This is a genomic window from Amycolatopsis dendrobii (assembly GCF_014145675.1).
Taxonomy (GTDB): Bacteria; Actinomycetota; Actinomycetes; order Mycobacteriales; family Pseudonocardiaceae; genus Amycolatopsis; species Amycolatopsis dendrobii.
This window is the reverse complement of sequence record NZ_JACGZW010000027.1, coordinates 26,481-41,452: the sequence shown is the minus strand read 5'-3', so window position 1 is coordinate 41,452 and position 14,972 is coordinate 26,481. Positions and strand designations below refer to the sequence as shown.

Sequence of the window (14,972 nt, the reverse complement as noted above, 5' to 3'; positions counted from 1 at the left end):
CTGAACCGGCAGCTGTTCCTTTCGATCTGGCTCGTCGAGTTCGGGTTTTTCGTTGCCGGACAAGGGGTATGGTCCGGAGGCCGCCGTTCGGCGGATCATGACTGTGCCCGAGCCTGAGCGGCCCGTCAGTTTCTGGGATTTCCACCGGATCTCGGACATCTTCGCCTGGCCCACGCGCCGGAAGTCGCTCCCGGTGGAACGGCCGGAGATCCAGTGGCGGTCCCTCAAGATCATGGCGGAATGGTGCGCCCATCCGGTGTGGTTCTTCAATCCGTACACGCACGACGTGACCACCGCTGTCGACCCCGCGTCGCCGGAGCTGGGGCTGAGCCCGGAACTGGCTCGCGACCTGTCCGCGTGGCAGGACGAATGGGACGCCACCCTGGACAACGCCGACCCGGTGCCCGCGTTCCCCTCGGAGGAAGCCGGGCGGCGTTTCGACGAGCGGGGCTGGGAACTCGCCCGGCGGGTGCGCCGTGAAGTGCCCGCGGACTGGGACGTCTCCTACCTGAGCCATCTGACCCGCCGAGAGGTCTTCCTCGACTGAACCCGCTCAGTCCTCCACCGGCTTGGTCCACGCCACCTGCACCAGCTCCGTCCCGTGCCGGCGCGACACCAAGGTTCCCCGGCCAGCAGGCTGCGGCGAAGGCTTCACATCGCCCAGCAGCGCGCCTTCCTCCTTGCCGCCGGACATGACCAGGCCTGGCGAGCCCAGTTCCCGGACTCGCTGGATCACCGCCTCGTACAGACCCCGTCCGGCGCCGCCGGAGGAGCGGGCCAGGATCAGGTGCAGGCCGATGTCTCGTGCTTGCGGGAGGAATTCCAGCAGGGGCAGCACGGGGTTCCGGCCCGCGGTGGCGACCAGTTCGTAGTCGTCGATGACCACGTACAGGTCCGGGCCGCGCCACCAGGAGCGGTTGCGCAGTTGGTCGGGCGTGACGTCCGGGCCGGGGAGGCGGTTGCGCATCGCGGTCGCGCATTGGTTCACCAGGTCGGTCAACGTGTTCTCGGCGCCGGCGTAGCCGAGCAGGTGCGGTTGGTCCACCACGCCGAGCAGGCCCCGCCGATAGTCGCCGACCAGGATCAGGGCTTCGTCGGGGGTGTGAGTCGCGCAGATTCCGGTGACGATCGCACGCAGCAGCGAACTCTTGCCCGATTCGACGTCGCCGAAGGCCAGGAAGTGCGGGTCCGTCCGGAAGTCCAGGTGGACGGGGCGCAGCGTCGACTCCGCCAGGCCCAGGGTGATCCGGCCGTGCGGGGCGGCGGGGAAGGAGTCCAGCGGGACTTCCGGCGGGAGCAGGCGGACCTGGGGAGCGCGCGGGCCGGTCCAGGCGGCGGAGACTCGGCGGACCAGGTCCAGGCCGCCTGCGCCGACGGTTTCCGGGCGTTGGTCGGAGTCGATGCGCGGGAGGGCCGCGAGGAAGTGCAGTTTGTCCGCGGTCAGGCCGCGGCCGGGGCGGTCGGCGGGAACGTTTTGCGCCACCTTGCGGTCGATCGACGAGTCCGCTGGGTCGCCGAGACGCAGTTCGAAGCGGGTGCTGATGGCGTCGCGGAGCTGGGCGCGGGCGCCGATCCACTGGTTGAGCGAGACCAGGACGTGGATGCCGAAGCCGAGACCTCGTTGGGCGAGCGCGGTGATTTGTTCTTCCAGGCGTTCGTATTCGGACCGGATGGTGGTCCAGTTGTCCACGAACAAGAACACGTCGCCGAATTCTCGGTCGTCGTTGCTTTCGGTGAACTCGCCGCGGCGGCCGCGGAAGGCGGCCATCGACTCGATTCCGTGCGCGGCGAAGAATTCTTCCCGCTGTTCCAGCAAAGTCACGAGTTCCGCGACGACCCGGCGGCAGCGTTGCGGGTCGCGGCGGGTGGCGTAGCCCGAGACGTGCGGGAGACCCGCGATCGGGGCCAGTGCGCCGCCGCCCATGTCGAGGATGAAGAACTGCACCTCGGCGGGGGTGTGGGTGAGGGCGAGCATCGCCGCGATGTCCTTCATCAATGTCGACTTGCCGCTTTGCGGTGCGCCGACGATCACCGCGTTGCCCGCCGCGCCGGAGAAATCCGCCCACAGCATGTCACGGCGCTGTTCGAAAGGCTTGTCCACCAACGCGACCGGGATGGTCAGCTTGCCGTTGCCGCCCCAGCCGAGCGGGCACAAACCGCGGCGCGGGTCTTCGCCGATCGGCGGCAGCAATTGGTCCAAAGTGGGCGGTTCGGCCAGCGGCGGCAGCCAGATCTGGTGCGCGGCCGGGCCGCGTCCCTCCAAACGGGACAGCATGGCGTCGATGATCGTTTCGCCGGTGCCCTTCGCGGGAGCTTCGGCGGCGGGTTGTTCGGCGACGGGGACCTCGACCGGGCCCAGGGTGAAGGGCAGTACGCCGAGTTGCTGCCCGTCCGAACGCACGATGCGGCTGCGCGGCGGCAATTCGCCGGACACGTAGGCGGCCTTGAGCCGGATCAGCGTGTCGTTGTCGGACTTCAGGTAAGCCGAACCGGGTACCGGCGGCAGTTGGTAGGCATCGGCGACGCCCAGTACCGCACGGCTTTCCGCGGCGGAGAACGTGCGCAGGCCGATCCGGTACGACAGGTGCGAGTCGAGCCCGCGCAACCGGCCTTCCTCAAGCCGCTGCGACGCCAGCAGCAGGTGGATCCCGAGCGAACGGCCGAGCCGGCCGATCGCGACGAACAGATCGATGAACTCCGGCCGCGAGGACAGCAGTTCGGAGAACTCGTCGATGATCACCAGCAGTGAGGGCAACGGCTGCAGCGGCGTGCCGTCCGCGCGCGCCTTCTCGTAGTCGCGCACCGACGCGTAGTTCCCGGCTGCGTGCAGAAGTTCCTGCCGCCGCAGCAGTTCGCCGTTCAACGCGTCCGCCATGCGGTCGACGAGCGCGAGGTCGTCGGACAGGTTCGTGATCACCGCGCAGGTGTGCGGCAGGTTGGTCATGCCGGCGAACGTCGCGCCGCCCTTGAAGTCGATCAGCGCGAGGTTCAGCTTCTCCGACGAATGCGTGACGGCCAGCGCGGTGACCAGGGTGCGCAGCAGTTCGCTCTTGCCGGACCCGGTCGCGCCGATCACCAGCCCGTGCGGTCCCATGCCGCCCTCGGCGGATTCCTTGAGGTCCAGTTCGACCGGGCGGCCGTCGGGGTTCACGCCCAACGGGATCCGCAGCCGGTCGCGCGCCGGGCGCGGGGCCCAGGTGACGGTCGTGTCGGTGTCGCGCGGGTCGCCGATGCCGAGCAGCCCGGCGAGCCCGAACGTCGAGGACATCGGCTGTTCGCTGACCACCGCGCCGCCTTGGTGCAGCGGCGTCAGCATCCGGGCCAGCGCTTCGGCCGCGCCGTGGTCGAGCCGGTCCGGCAGGCCGAGGAACCCGAGCCGCGCTTCGGTGCCGTCGAGCACCACCATGCCGAGCTGGTCCGGTGCGACGTGCAGGCTCAGCAACCGGTCGGTCGACGTCGCGCGCGGCTGGTCGCCGCCGATCTCCAGCACCGTGACGCCCAGCCTGCCTTCCTCGGCCAGCAGCCGCGGTTCGCCGTGGGAGTCGCCGCCGTCGACGACGAGCACGATGTGCGGCAGATCCGCGGCCGCGCCACGACGCGAGAACGCCGGGCGGTCGCCGAGATCAGGGCCGAGCAGCTTCGCGAGTTCCGCGGCGCTGTCGGCGAACAGCCGCCGCGGGCCGGTCGCGTCGGAGTGCACCGGCGCGGTGGCGTGCGGCAGCCACTTCGCCCATTCCCAGTCGTGCGAACGGTCCGGCGCGACGCAGAACGCGACGCGCAGGTCGGTCGGGGAGTGGAACGTCACCAGCTGCGCCAGCACCGCGCGCGTCATCCCGAGCACCTCGAACCGGCGGCCGGACAGCGTCGCGGCCGCGTACGAGCGCAGCGAGATCGAAACCGGCAGGCCCTCGACGGTGGAGAACGTCTGGATGAAGTGCTTGAGGTTGGTGGAGGAAACCGGGTCCAGCTCTTCCAGCGGCGCGATCTGCGGCGCGCGCAGCGGAGTCGCGAGCGGCTGCGGGCCGGTGGCCGCGCGCACCATCGCGAACGAGCGGTCGCCGCGGCGGCGGTCCCAGTGCTGGTCGGTTTCGACGTACGCCCACAGGTCCGCCGGATCCGGCTGCTGCGCGATCAGCGTGGCGCGCTGGGAGTCGGCGACCGCGCGCACGCGCGTGCGCAGACCGGCGAGATACCGCTGGTAGTCGCGGCGTTCCTCGTTGATCTGGGCCTTCTTCGCCATGCCGCCGCGGCCGAGCGACATCACGATCATGCCGCCCATCGCGGTGACGAACAGCGCGCCGAAGATCCAGGTCATCACCCCGCCGTCGCGTCCGATGTAGACGAACGACATCGCGCCCATGCCGAGCATCATCGGCAGGAACATCATGAGCTGCATCACGCCGCCGGAGCCGCTCTTGGGCAGCATCGGCGGGGACTGCAGCATGATCTCCCCAGGCTGCTCGCCGAGCAGGCCGAGGCGGTCGCGGGTGGAACTCATGCCCCGTATTTTGGCCGCCCGTTGTCCGGTCGCGGTGGGTACTTTTGCCGTCCGCTCGCCCGGCGGCGCGAACTTACGCTCTGCGCAGACGCCCCGCACCGGTGCGTCGTTCGCGGGAGACCGGGAGGGAGCGCCATGGGCACGACCGGCGAGTACCGGGCCGAGCCGGAGGCCATGCGCTCCACCGTCGGCAACGTGGGCGGCATTATCGCCCACGGCATCAACGCCGTCGCAGACCTGGAAAAACTCGTCCTTCAGCCGACGACGTTCGCCAGTTTCGGCAGTGTGGTCGCGGCGGCGAACGAGGCGCTGCACTCGCAGCAGGTGACCGCGGTGCGCTCGCTGCTGCAACTGCTGCAGGAGATCAACGGCCTGGTCAAGCACAGCGCGGACGCTTACCAAAGCGCCGACGAAGCGGTTTCCGACGGCTACGGCGGGGGCGGAGGGCATTCGGCGCCGTCGCAGACGTCGATCTGGGGCACCCCGCACGCGGCGCACCTGGCCGAGGCGGCGATCACCGACAGCGCCGGCGCGCACGGCGAACCCTCGTCGGTCGGCAACGTGCTGCGGTACCTCGGCGACGCGGACCTCGGCAGGCTCGCCGAGCATCCGCTGACCGACGCCCGGTTCCACGGCGTCGCGGACTTCAACGACTGGCTCGCCGGCGACGCCGACAACCAGGCTCGCGTCGGCCTGATCGAGGTTTATTCGGGCACCGCGCGCACCTTCGGCGACGTGCCCGGCGGCGTGCACAGCGGCGACGTCGTCGTGGTGGAACCGCTGCTGCTCGCCGACCACCATCCGGTGATCGGCGTCGCCGGGGACGGCGGCGCCCTCTACAACCATGGCCTGCTCGATCCGGGCCTCGGCGGACTGGCCAAGGTCAGCGTGTACCGGCCCGCCTCCGTCTGACCCCGAACCCCGACCAAGTGAGGTCCGATGCTCTTCCCGAACTCCAGCGCGATGGACGCCACCGCCTCCGGCGGGGGCCCGATCACCGTGCTGCCGCAGATCGTCACCGGCCAGCCGGAGCAGATCGCGAAGCACGTCCTCGACCTGCTGCACAAGGCAGCCGAGCTGACCTCGCTCTACACCGAGCTCAGCAAGGCCGCCGATCAGCTCGGCAAGGTCTGGTCCGGCGGGGCGTCGGAATCGGCGCTGCAGAAGATCTCCCACTCGCTCGACCAGCTCACCAAGATCATCAACGTGATCGAGAAGGGCGCTGAACTGCTCGGCGTCTCGGGCACACTGGTGAAGGCGGCGCAGGAGGCGTACCGGTCGGTGGTCGCCGCGGTGAACCCGACTGTCGCGTCGCTGATGTCGAACTGGTGGACCTACGGGGCCGCGGTCGCGCTTTCCACTGCCACGAGCGCCACGCTGCGCGGATTCATCACCGCGGTCGGCGGACTGCTGAAGGCGCTCGGCGCCGGCGACCTCGCGAACCAGATCAGCCAGGTCGCGACGATCATCGGCGACATCGAAAAGCTGTTCCACCACGGTTCTTCCGACGCAGGCGGCGCGGCGGGCAACGCGGCGGTCTCCGGCACGCCGGTCACCGCGCCGCAGATGCCCGCGCCGGTCGCGAGTGCGTCCGGGCAGGCGGCGATCGGCGGCAGCGGCGGGGGAGTGCCCGGAGGCAATCCGTCGTTCACGAACTACACGCCGCCCGCGCTGTCCCATGGCGGCGGATGGCCGACTGGCAGCGGGACCGGCACTGGAGCCTGGCCGTCCGGCGGCGGTGCAGGAGCGGGTGCGAACCCGGGCAACAGCTGGATCCCGGTGGACCCGGCTCCGGCGCCCGCGCCTTCGGTGCCCGCTCCGTCGACCGGTGCGCACGAGGTCGTGATCCACACCGACCTGAACACCGGCCAGTCGACCGTCGAAGCCCCGGCCGGGCAGGACGTGGACATCGATGTCGACGTCACCTACCAGGGCAAACACTTCCAGCAGCACGTCGACATCGACGCGAAGGGCGCGTAGCCGGTGGCCGTGGACGCGTCCGGAGTCGTCAGCTCGGTGCTGTCGAACTACCGGCAGGTGCTGGTCGAATACCAGCGCCGGGTCACCGGCGACCCGGCGGCGCTCGAGGCGGCGGCGAACCGCTGTGGCACCAGCGCGTCCACGATTACCGGCAAAGCCACCGAAATCGCGGACGCTGCCACGGCATTGCACGCTGACTGGGACGGTGCTGCGTACGCCGCATATGCGACAGCAGCGTCCGATGTCGCACACGCGTTGACCGAAGACGGCACGAAGCTGGCTGAGCAGAGCAAGCGGCTGTCGATGGCTGGACAGCTATTGCGATGGGCGCGTTCCGGGGTCGATTCGGTCATCTCGCAGTTCGATCAGTACGGCGCGCAGCTGATCAACCAAGCACGGTCGGCGGATCCGAACGCGGTGGGCGCTTTTATCGCCGCCGCAAGGGATTTGGGCGAGCAGGCGGTCGCAGCTGCCGGGCAGGTCGCGGACGAGCTGTCGGACGCGCTGGCGGAGTTGTTCCCCGCGCCGTGGGCCGGGCCGATGAGCAAGCCGGGCAAGCTGGGCAAACGCGGCTACGGCCCGTTGTCCTGGGTCAACGGCGACACGCTCGACGGACGGAAGCGGCCGCGTTCGGCGCCGTCGTGGTTCGGCAATTCCGGCTGGAAGAAGCTGACCTGGAACGGCCTCGAAGGCACCCGCGCACCGAAGAAGGCGGACACGCCGTTCGGGCAGCCGAAGCTGAAGAGCGAGATCGCCCGCGCCACCGAGATCACCTACCTCAAGACGGCGCACGAACAAGACGGCTTCATTCCGGAGTACGACGGGAAAATCTCGTCGCAGGGCTGGGACGCGAAGGCGTCCGGCCACGCGGAACTGGGGTTCCGGGAGGACATCGGGACCAGCGGAAGCTACGGCGTCGCGCACGGCAGCGCTCGCGGTTCGGCTTTCGCGGGCGGCGAGGTCAGCGCGTCGGGACAGCTCGGGCTGCACGGGCTTGGCGTGCATGCCAACGCTTTCGCGGGCGGCAAGCTGGAGGGCCAGGTCGCGGCGGATGTCGCGGGGGTCGGCGTCGGCGCGAGCGGGAGTGTCCAATATGGAATCGGCGCTCAGCTCGACGGGCAGTTCGTGTATGACAACGGGCACCTGAAGATGAACTTCAAGGCGGGTGCCGCGCTAGGGCTCGGCGCCGGGCTCGGCGCGAAGATCGACATCGACCTGCCGAAGGTCGGCGCGGCGGTCAGCGAGTACGGCGGCGCGGCGATAGACGCGGTCGGCGACGCGGCGGGCGAGGCGGCCGACGCGCTGGGCGGGGCTTGGGACGACGCGGCGCAGTATGTGGGTTCCTGGTGAGCGCCATGGCCGATCTGGTGACGCTCCCGCTGGGCTTCGACGTCCCCGAGGGCTGGACGCCGGTGCCGCCGATCGCGCCCGGTCTCGTTTTCGTCGCCGTGCACCCGAATCCGAAGGCGGATTTCACGCCGAACATCACGCTCGGCATCCAGCAGCGCCAGGATTGCTTGCCGATGAAGGACATCGCGGACGAGGCCGTCGAACGGCTCGGCCGGACGATGGCGTTGCTGGACGTCGCCGACCGGCAGGAGGTCGGCGGCCCCGCCGCGCCCGGCTGCACCCAGACCTTGCGGATGCGCACCGGCGAAGGCCAGGATCTGCTGCAGATCCAGGTGTTCCTGACCGTGCCCGGCCCGGCCGGGCGGGTCGTGCTGGAACTGGTCTGCACGGCCGATCCGCAGGACGCGCGCACGCTCGTCCCCGACTTCCGGAAGTTCGTGGCCAGCGTGCACGTCCGCCGGGAAACCCCGCAGGAGAAGGAGAACGACGGTGACTGAACCGTATGCCGTGCCGGACATGGACGAATTGCTCGCGCAGGTCCGCAAGCAGACCGAAGAGGTGCAGCGGATCCAGCGCACGGTCGAGGCGATGGAGGTCAAGGCCGCCTCGCGGCAGAACGAGGTGACCGTGACGCTGCGCGGCGACGGCCGGTTCACCTCGGTCGACATCGACCAGCGCGCGATCCGCGAGTACGACGCGCGCACGCTGTCGGAGATCGTCCTCGAAGCGGTGAACGCCGGTCTGCAGAAGCTCGCCGAGGCGAGCAGCGCGAAGTTCGCCCCGGTGATCGAGGCGTCCAGGTCCCAGCAGTGAGCGCGCCGGCCGTCGCCGGGTCGACCCGGCGCGTCACGATCGTCACCCCGCGCGCCAGGGTGGACGTCGCGCTGCCGCAGCAGAGCACGTTCGCCGAACTGGTGCCGCAGCTGGTCCGGCTCGCCGGGGCGGCCGGGCAGGCGTCGGCCGAGCATCCGGGCTGGGTGCTGTCGCGGCTCGGCGGCGCGCCGCTCGCGCTCGGGCTCACCGTGGCCGCCGCGCAAGTGCGCGACGGCGAGGTGCTGCACCTGACCCCGCGCGAACGTCCGCGCGGCCCGCTGCTGTTCGACGACGTGGTCGACTCGATCGCGAGCGTCGGCGAATCCGCGTCGACCGCGTGGGGGCCGAAGGTCGCGCGGCGGGCCGGGATCACCGCGGCCGCTCTGCTGTTGTTCGCGGGCGGGCTGCTGATCCAGGCGTCGCTGGCGGGCAGCGTGCTCGCGCCGATCGGCACCGGGCTGCTCGCGATAGTGCTGCTGCTCGGCGGCGGTGCGCTGAGCCGCGCGTACGGCGACTCGGGCGCGGGCGCGGCCGGGGCGCTGGCGGGGGTCGGCGTGGCGTTCCTGTCCGGGATCTCGTTGCTGCCGCCGCATTCGGTGTTCTCGCTCTCCGCCGGACCGCTTGCCGCGGGGCTCGCCGCGGTGACTGTTTACGGAGTGCTGGCCGCGGTTTCGGTGGCGGACCGGCTGCCGTTCTTCGTCGCGGTCGTCGGTTCGGCCGGGATCGGCGCGATCGCGACTGGTGTCGTGCTGCTGACTGGCGCGAAGCCGGTTGCCGCCGCGGCGGTCGCGGCCGTCCTGGCGACTGCGTTGGCTGCCGTCGCGCCGATGCTCGCGCTGCGGCTGGGCCGGATGCCGCTTCCTCGGGTGCCGGACGACATGGAATCCTTCCGTGCCAACGAACAGCCGTCGCTCGGTGCCGAAATGGCCGGGCGGACGACGTACGCGCAGGCCTTGCTCACGAGCTTGCTGGTGGCGCTCGGACTCGTGGTCATCGGCTCGTCGATCGTGCTCGCCACCGGCGGACCGTGGGAAGCCGGGCTGGCGGCGCTTGTCGGGACGGCGTGGATCCAGCGTTCGCGCGCGTACGCGGGCCGCACGCAACGGCTGGTGCTGGTCGGCTTCGGCCTCGTCGCGTTGCTGACCGCGGGTTTCTGGCTGATCGCGGACAACCAGCGGATCGCGCTGCTCGCGGCCGGGCTGGCATTGGTGCTGGCCGCGGTGGTGTCGTTGTTCTACGCGACGCGGGTCGCCCGCGGGGTGCGATCGCCGTATTGGTCGCGGTTGCTGGATATTTCCGAGTTCCTGGTGCTGCTGTCGCTGGTGCCGTTCGTGGCGTTGATCGCCGGGGTGTACGAGGCGGTCAGCGGCTGAGCGGACTGGCGGCTTTGAGCGTCCGCAGGACCGGCGCGGTTTCGCAGGAGCGGATGCCGGGCAGCGCGCCGAGCCGGTGGGTGAGGTAGCGGTGCAGGGCAGGCGGATCGGCGCAGAGCGCGTGCGCGAGGAGGTTCGTCGGCCCGGTGGTCGCGGCGACGACGGCTAGCTCGCGATGGGTGGTGAGTTCGGTGGCGACGGCGTCGAGATCGGCTGGGGCCACCGCCATCCACAGCAGCGCTTGCGTGGTCGCGCCGAAGAGCCGGGCGTCGATTTCCACGTCGAAGTAAAGGGTTTCCGCGGCGCGCAGGTCGGCGATCCGGCGGGCGACGGTCGCGGCGGACCAGCCGGTGACGGTCGCCAATTCGGTCTGGCCGAGGCGACCGTCTCGCTGCAACGCGGTGAGCAAGGGTTTGTCGGCTGCGGTCGCTTCGGCAGCTGTGGCGCGGGTTTCCGGTTCCAGCTGACGGCGTTGAGCGTCGGTGAGGACCTCGGCGCGACCTAGCCAGGCGGCAGGTCCGCCGTGGTACAGGTGCAGCAGCTGGTGCGCGGAGACGGCGGTGATGCCGGTCGTGCGCGGGATGTCGTGCAGCAGCAGGCCGTGCTCCGAGTTGTTCGCGCTGTGGACGATGACGCAGATTTCCGTGCCGCCGCCGGCGAGTTTGACCCAGGTCGTATCGGTGCGGCGGACGAGCGCGTCGGCGACCCGTTGCGCGACCGCCGGGACGACGGTGAGCCGCACGAGCCACTGCGTCTGCCCGGCGCGATGGGGTGCGGCCAGCCCGACGACGCGCAGTCCGGCTTCAGCACGCAGCCGCCGGTAGCGGCGCGCGACGGTCTGTGTCGAGACGCCCAGGACGGTGCCGATCCGCGCGAACGCGGCGCGGCCGTCGATCTGGAGCGCGTGGACGAGGGCGTGGTCAAGCTCGTCGAGCATGGCTTGATTCTGCACTAAGCTGTCCTGAGTGGAAGATTTCTGCTCGTTCGCGCTGGTGGCTGGAATGTTGCCTGGCCGCTGCCCAGGCTGGCAGCATGAACGATTCACGCCGCTGGGCCGCGCTGGCGGTCCTGCTCGTCGCGGAAGCGATGAACCTCCTCGACACCACGATCGTCCAGGTCGCCGCGCCCGCGGTGCACGCCGAACTGGGCGGCGCGATCTCCTTCTACACTGTCGGATACACGCTGCCTTTCGCGCTTTTGCTGATCACTGGCGGACGCCTCGGCGACGTTCTCGGCCGACGCCGCACTTTCCAGTTCGGCATGGCCGGTTTCGTCCTCGCCTCGGCCCTGTGCGCGGCCGCGACCACGCCCGGGTTCCTGCTTGTTTTCCGGGCCCTGCAAGGAGCTTCGGCCGCCCTGGTGATCCCGCAGACGATCGGGCTGATCCGCGTCCTGTTCGACGGCGCGGCCCGGGCCCGGGCGCTCGGCCTGATCGGCCCGGTGATGGGACTGGCCGCGGTGAGCGGTCCGGTGCTGGGCGGACTGCTGACCGACGCCTGGTCGTGGCGGTCGGTGTTCCTGGTGAACGTCCCGCTCGGACTCGCCGTGCTCGCCGCGTCCGGGCTGCTCGGGGAAGACCGATCCGCCGTCCGGCCGCGGCTCGACCTGCTCGGGACCGGCCTGGTGGTGCTGGGGGCCGGGCTCGTCGTCTATCCGCTCCTCTCGCAGTGGAACGGCTGTCTCGTCGCCGCCGGGGTGGTGGTGCTGGTGGTTTTTGCTCTGCAACAACGGTTTCGCGGCGGTCTGATCGAGCGCAGCCTTTTCCGCGGCTTGGGTTTTCCCGCCGGGTTGCTGACGTCGGTGCTGTTCTTCGCCGTGATGACCGGGCTGACCCAGGTCGTTGTGCTGTTCCTGCAATTGACCCAGCATGCCGACGCCCGGACCGCCGGACTCTCGTTGCTGCCGTGGTCGGGCGGGCTGGCGGTATCGTCCTTTGTGGCCGGACGCTGGTTCGTTCCGCGTTTCGGTACGCGGATTCTCTTTGCTGGCATGGTTTTCCTGGCTGCGGGGATCGCCGGGATCGCGCTCGGCTGGCCGCTGCTGCTCCCGCTGGCGATCGCGGGAACGGGAACGGGATTGTTCACCGTGCCGTTCTTCACCGCGGCGCTGGCGCTTGTCCGTCCTTCGGAGACGGGTTCGGCGGCTGGGTTGCTGAACGCGGTGCAGCAACTCGGCGGAACTGCCGGAGTCGCTGTGCTGACCACGGTTTTCCTCGCCACTGACGTGACGGTCGCGTGCTGGACCGCGGTCGGCCTGACTGCCGCGGCGGGGTTGGCCGCGCTCGGGCTCATCCGCGGAACGCGCGCCGATAGTCCGTCGGAGCGGTCCCCAGCCGGAGTGTGAAGTGGCGGCGCAGGTTGGCCGCCGAACCGAGGCCGCTGCGTTCGCCGATCAGGCCGATCGGCAGGTCGGTGGATTCCAGCAGGCTGCGGGCGCGCAGGACGCGCTGGTCGAGCAGCCATTGCAACGGCGTGGTCCCGGTGGCCTCGTGGAACCGGCGGACGAACGTGCGCGGGCTGACCCCGGCTCGGCGGGCCAGCTGCTCGACCGTCAGCGGCTGGTCGAGGTTGCGCGTCGCCCAGTGCAGCACCGGGCCGAGGCCGGCGTCGTCGGTTTCCGGCACCGTCGCGGAGACGTACTGCGCCTGCCCGCCGCCGCGATGCGCGGGCAGCACCATCCGGCGCGCGACCTCGTTGGCGACGTGCGCGCCGAGGTCGCTGCGCACGACGTGCAGGCAGAGGTCGATGCCCGCGCTGCGCCCGGCGCTGGTGAGCACCTGCCCGTCGTCCACGTAGAGCACCGACGCGTCCACCTCGACCCGCGGATGCAGCATGGCGAGCGCGGCGGCGTACATCCAATGCGTCGCCGCGCGGCGGCCGTCCAGCAGCCCCGCAGCCGCGAGCGCGAACGCGCCGGTGCACAGCGAGACAATCCGCGCGCCTTGGGCTGCTGCTTCCTGCACGGCGTTCACCAGGGGCACCGGGATCGGTTGTCCAGTTTGGACACACGCATACGGCAGCGCGGGAACCAGCACGGTGTCGGCGTCCCTGAGCGCGTCGAGCCCGTGACTGGCGTGCTGGCGGAAGCCGAATTCGGTGCGGGTTTCCGGCTTTTCCGCGCAGAACCGCAGCTCGTACCAGGGGTCGGCGAGGTCGGTCTGGGACGGCCCGAACACCTCGGCGGCGATGGCCAGCTCGAACAGCGGCATGTCGTCGACCAGCGCGACCGCGACGGTTCGCATGGATCCGAGGATACGGCAGGAATTGTGCGGAAGGTGTCAGTCCTGCCACTCGATCTCGCCGCGGCGGGGTGGCAGATTCGCTGCCGTGACCGTCGTGGAACTCCGCCAGTACACCCTCCGGCCCGGGCAACGGGACGTCCTGATCGACCTGTTCGACCGCGAGCTGGTGGAACCGCAGGAGGCCGCGGGCTGCACCGTCGTCGGCCAATTCCGCGACGAGGACGACCCGGACCGGTTCGTGTGGTTCCGTTCCTTCCCGGACATGACGGCCCGGCACGCCGCGCTGACGGCGTTCTACCTCGAAGGCGAGGCCTGGCGGACACACCGCGACGCCGCGAACGCCACCATGCTCGACAGCGACGACGTCCTGCTGCTCCGCCCCGAAACCGACTTCCCGCCGATGTCCCGGCCACTCGATCCCGTCGAGTCGTCCTCGCGAATCCTGGTGCTGATCGGCCCGCCTGCCGCGGATTTCGCCGAGCCGTTCGCTTCCTTCGTCACCGAACCCGCGGAGAACACCTTCCGCGCGCTGCCGGTGCGGGAAGGGGAGAACGTCCGGGCCGGGGTCTGGGTTTTCCCGGATCTTGAGTCGTTGCGGGCGTTCGAATCCCGGCTGGCTACCGCTGACTACGTGCAGCGGCTTCGCTTGGCTCCGACGTCGCGTTCTTCGCTTCGCTGATCCGCCGCGCGACGAGCCGGTCGATGCGCTGCCACGCGGGGCTGTCGAGATGCGCGGCGAGAAGCTCGACGACCTGGCGGGGCACCTTCCGGAAGTCCGGCAGATCAGACGGCAACGTCATCCGCTGGCCGAGCTCGGCGGCCGCGTCGGCGATCGCTTCGAGCCTGGGATCGTCGGGACTCCACTCGATCGCCTCGTCGTACGCGCGGAGAACGGCGACGTACTCCGGATCGTCCAGCAACGCAGTGCGGCTGACGACAATGGCGCGGGCGACCTCCGGGGCGAGCGCGCAAGCAAGGATCCAGCCGTCACGGATCGCGTTCTCGTGGCGCGCGGAGAGCCCGAGCGGCTTCAGCCGGTCCATGAACGCGATGGCTTCGGGCGGCAGACAGAGCCGGTCGGGCCGATCGAGGTCCCGCAGCCGGGCACGGCGTTGTTCGAGCTGCCGGATCCGGTCGCGCAACTCGGCGTCGATCCGGGCGAGCGCGGTCTCGTCGGCGTCCAGCACCTCCGGGATGCGCGCCAACGGGACCCCGGCCTTGGCGAGCGTGACGATCCGGGCCAGGTCGACGACCGCCTGCGCGTCGTAGCGGCGGTATCCGGAGGCGTCGCGCACGGGCTCGGGCAGGAGCCCTTTGGCGTGGTAAACGCGGACCGCCTTGGCCGAAACCCCGGCTTGGCGCGCGAGCTGGCCGATGGTGAGCATGCCCCAGTATCGCGCTTGACCTTGTCCCAGGGGCAAGGTCGGAAGCTGGCCGCATGCACGATTACGACACCCTGCGCGCGCTCGCCGACGAGGGGAACGAAACCGCACTGGACCGCCTCGCCGACCTCGCCGACGGCCGCGGCGACCTGGCCGAACTGTCCGAACTGCTCGACGAGGGCAGCGAACACGCCGGACGCTTGCTGACCCGCAGGGCGGTGGAGAACCGCGATCTGCGGGAGCTGCAACGGCTCGCGGACGCGGGAAGCGACGATGCGGGCAACGAACTGGAACGACTTCTCCGGGGCGATTCCTCGATCTCGTGAGGGAATTCC

At 70.4% G+C, this 14,972-nt stretch carries 14 protein-coding genes; 10 read left to right on the top strand and 4 right to left on the bottom strand.

What is annotated here, in order from left to right; all coding sequences use genetic code 11:
- Nucleotides 1–103 precede the first annotated feature (103 nt).
- Nucleotides 104–547 (top strand): immunity protein CdiI family protein, encoded by a 444-nt coding sequence (locus H4281_RS44085; RefSeq protein ID WP_182896789.1) that lies wholly within the window; start codon nt 104–106, stop codon nt 545–547.
- Between the two features lie 6 nt (nt 548–553).
- Here H4281_RS44085 and eccCa read toward each other — a convergent pair whose 3' ends face one another.
- Complete coding sequence (gene eccCa / locus H4281_RS44080) at nt 554–4,498, bottom strand: type VII secretion protein EccCa (RefSeq protein ID WP_182896788.1); 3,945 nt, start codon at nt 4,496–4,498, stop codon at nt 554–556.
- Nucleotides 4,499–4,633: 135 nt separating this feature from the next.
- Here eccCa and H4281_RS44075 point away from each other — a divergent pair, with 135 nt between their 5' ends.
- From H4281_RS44075 to eccD, 6 genes are read left to right on the top strand one after another with little or no spacing between them, the layout of a single operon-like run.
- Nucleotides 4,634–5,410, top strand: coding sequence for a WXG100 family type VII secretion target (locus H4281_RS44075; protein WP_182896787.1), 777 nt, complete (start codon nt 4,634–4,636; stop codon nt 5,408–5,410).
- A 27-nt stretch (nt 5,411–5,437) separates the two neighbouring features.
- Complete coding sequence (locus tag H4281_RS44070) at nt 5,438–6,478, top strand: WXG100 family type VII secretion target (protein WP_182896786.1); 1,041 nt, start codon at nt 5,438–5,440, stop codon at nt 6,476–6,478.
- A 3-nt stretch (nt 6,479–6,481) separates the two neighbouring features.
- Entirely contained in the window at nt 6,482–7,828 is a 1,347-nt protein-coding gene (locus H4281_RS44065; RefSeq protein WP_182896785.1) for a WXG100 family type VII secretion target, read from the top strand.
- A gap of 5 nt (nt 7,829–7,833) precedes the next feature.
- Nucleotides 7,834–8,325, top strand: coding sequence for a hypothetical protein (locus tag H4281_RS44060; RefSeq protein ID WP_182896784.1), 492 nt, complete (start codon nt 7,834–7,836; stop codon nt 8,323–8,325).
- The gene (locus H4281_RS44055; protein ID WP_037809598.1) at nt 8,318–8,641 is read left to right on the top strand and encodes a YbaB/EbfC family nucleoid-associated protein; all 324 of its coding nucleotides are present in this window, start codon (nt 8,318–8,320) and stop codon (nt 8,639–8,641) included. The genes H4281_RS44060 and H4281_RS44055 overlap by 8 nt, the downstream gene beginning before the upstream one ends.
- On the top strand, nt 8,638–10,014 hold the full coding sequence (eccD, locus tag H4281_RS44050) for a type VII secretion integral membrane protein EccD (protein ID WP_182896783.1): 1,377 nt from the start codon (nt 8,638–8,640) through the stop codon (nt 10,012–10,014). Before H4281_RS44055 ends, eccD begins: the two co-directional genes overlap by 4 nt.
- On the opposite strand, the gene H4281_RS44045 is transcribed toward eccD, so the two are convergent.
- Nucleotides 10,004–10,951 carry an Lrp/AsnC family transcriptional regulator gene (locus H4281_RS44045; protein WP_182896782.1) on the bottom strand — a complete coding sequence of 316 codons (948 nt, stop codon included), beginning with the start codon at nt 10,949–10,951 and terminating at the stop codon, nt 10,004–10,006. The genes eccD and H4281_RS44045 overlap by 11 nt on opposite strands.
- A 95-nt stretch (nt 10,952–11,046) precedes the next feature.
- Here H4281_RS44045 and H4281_RS44040 point away from each other — a divergent pair, with 95 nt between their 5' ends.
- A complete protein-coding gene (locus H4281_RS44040; protein ID WP_182896781.1) occupies nt 11,047–12,357 on the top strand; it encodes an MFS transporter in 1,311 nt (436 codons plus the stop codon).
- On the opposite strand, the gene H4281_RS44035 is transcribed toward H4281_RS44040, so the two are convergent.
- On the bottom strand, nt 12,302–13,255 hold the full coding sequence (locus H4281_RS44035) for a GlxA family transcriptional regulator (RefSeq protein WP_182896780.1): 954 nt from the start codon (nt 13,253–13,255) through the stop codon (nt 12,302–12,304). The two genes, H4281_RS44040 and H4281_RS44035, sit on opposite strands and share 56 nt — an antisense overlap.
- Nucleotides 13,256–13,340: 85 nt before the next feature.
- On the opposite strand from H4281_RS44035, the gene H4281_RS44030 reads away from it, so the two are divergent.
- A complete protein-coding gene (locus H4281_RS44030) occupies nt 13,341–13,934 on the top strand; it encodes an NIPSNAP family protein (RefSeq protein ID WP_312872294.1) in 594 nt (197 codons plus the stop codon).
- Here the strand turns inward: H4281_RS44030 and H4281_RS44025 are convergent.
- Nucleotides 13,873–14,640, bottom strand: a complete 768-nt coding sequence (locus H4281_RS44025) for a MerR family transcriptional regulator (protein WP_182896778.1) — start codon at nt 14,638–14,640, stop codon at nt 13,873–13,875. The two genes, H4281_RS44030 and H4281_RS44025, sit on opposite strands and share 62 nt — an antisense overlap.
- A 53-nt stretch (nt 14,641–14,693) precedes the next feature.
- Here H4281_RS44025 and H4281_RS44020 point away from each other — a divergent pair, with 53 nt between their 5' ends.
- Nucleotides 14,694–14,963: a hypothetical protein gene (locus tag H4281_RS44020; RefSeq protein ID WP_182896777.1), complete on the top strand. Its 270-nt coding sequence runs from the start codon at nt 14,694–14,696 to the stop codon at nt 14,961–14,963.
- The last annotated feature ends 9 nt before the right edge of the window (nt 14,964–14,972 follow it).

What these genes read in the sequence shown, in the direction of transcription:
- H4281_RS44025 (WP_182896778.1), bottom strand. Translation starts at nt 14,640, where the DNA reads ATGCTCACCATCGGCCAGCTCGCGCGCCAAGCCGGGGTTTCGGCCAAG.
- H4281_RS44035 (WP_182896780.1), bottom strand. Translation starts at nt 13,255, where the DNA reads ATGCGAACCGTCGCGGTCGCGCTGGTCGACGACATGCCGCTGTTCGAG.
- H4281_RS44045 (WP_182896782.1), bottom strand. Translation starts at nt 10,951, where the DNA reads ATGCTCGACGAGCTTGACCACGCCCTCGTCCACGCGCTCCAGATCGAC.
- H4281_RS44070 (WP_182896786.1), top strand. Translation starts at nt 5,438, where the DNA reads ATGCTCTTCCCGAACTCCAGCGCGATGGACGCCACCGCCTCCGGCGGG.
- H4281_RS44075 (WP_182896787.1), top strand. Translation starts at nt 4,634, where the DNA reads ATGGGCACGACCGGCGAGTACCGGGCCGAGCCGGAGGCCATGCGCTCC.
- eccCa (WP_182896788.1), bottom strand. Translation starts at nt 4,498, where the DNA reads ATGAGTTCCACCCGCGACCGCCTCGGCCTGCTCGGCGAGCAGCCTGGG.
- H4281_RS44060 (WP_182896784.1), top strand. Translation starts at nt 7,834, where the DNA reads ATGGCCGATCTGGTGACGCTCCCGCTGGGCTTCGACGTCCCCGAGGGC.
- H4281_RS44040 (WP_182896781.1), top strand. Translation starts at nt 11,047, where the DNA reads ATGAACGATTCACGCCGCTGGGCCGCGCTGGCGGTCCTGCTCGTCGCG.
- H4281_RS44020 (WP_182896777.1), top strand. Translation starts at nt 14,694, where the DNA reads ATGCACGATTACGACACCCTGCGCGCGCTCGCCGACGAGGGGAACGAA.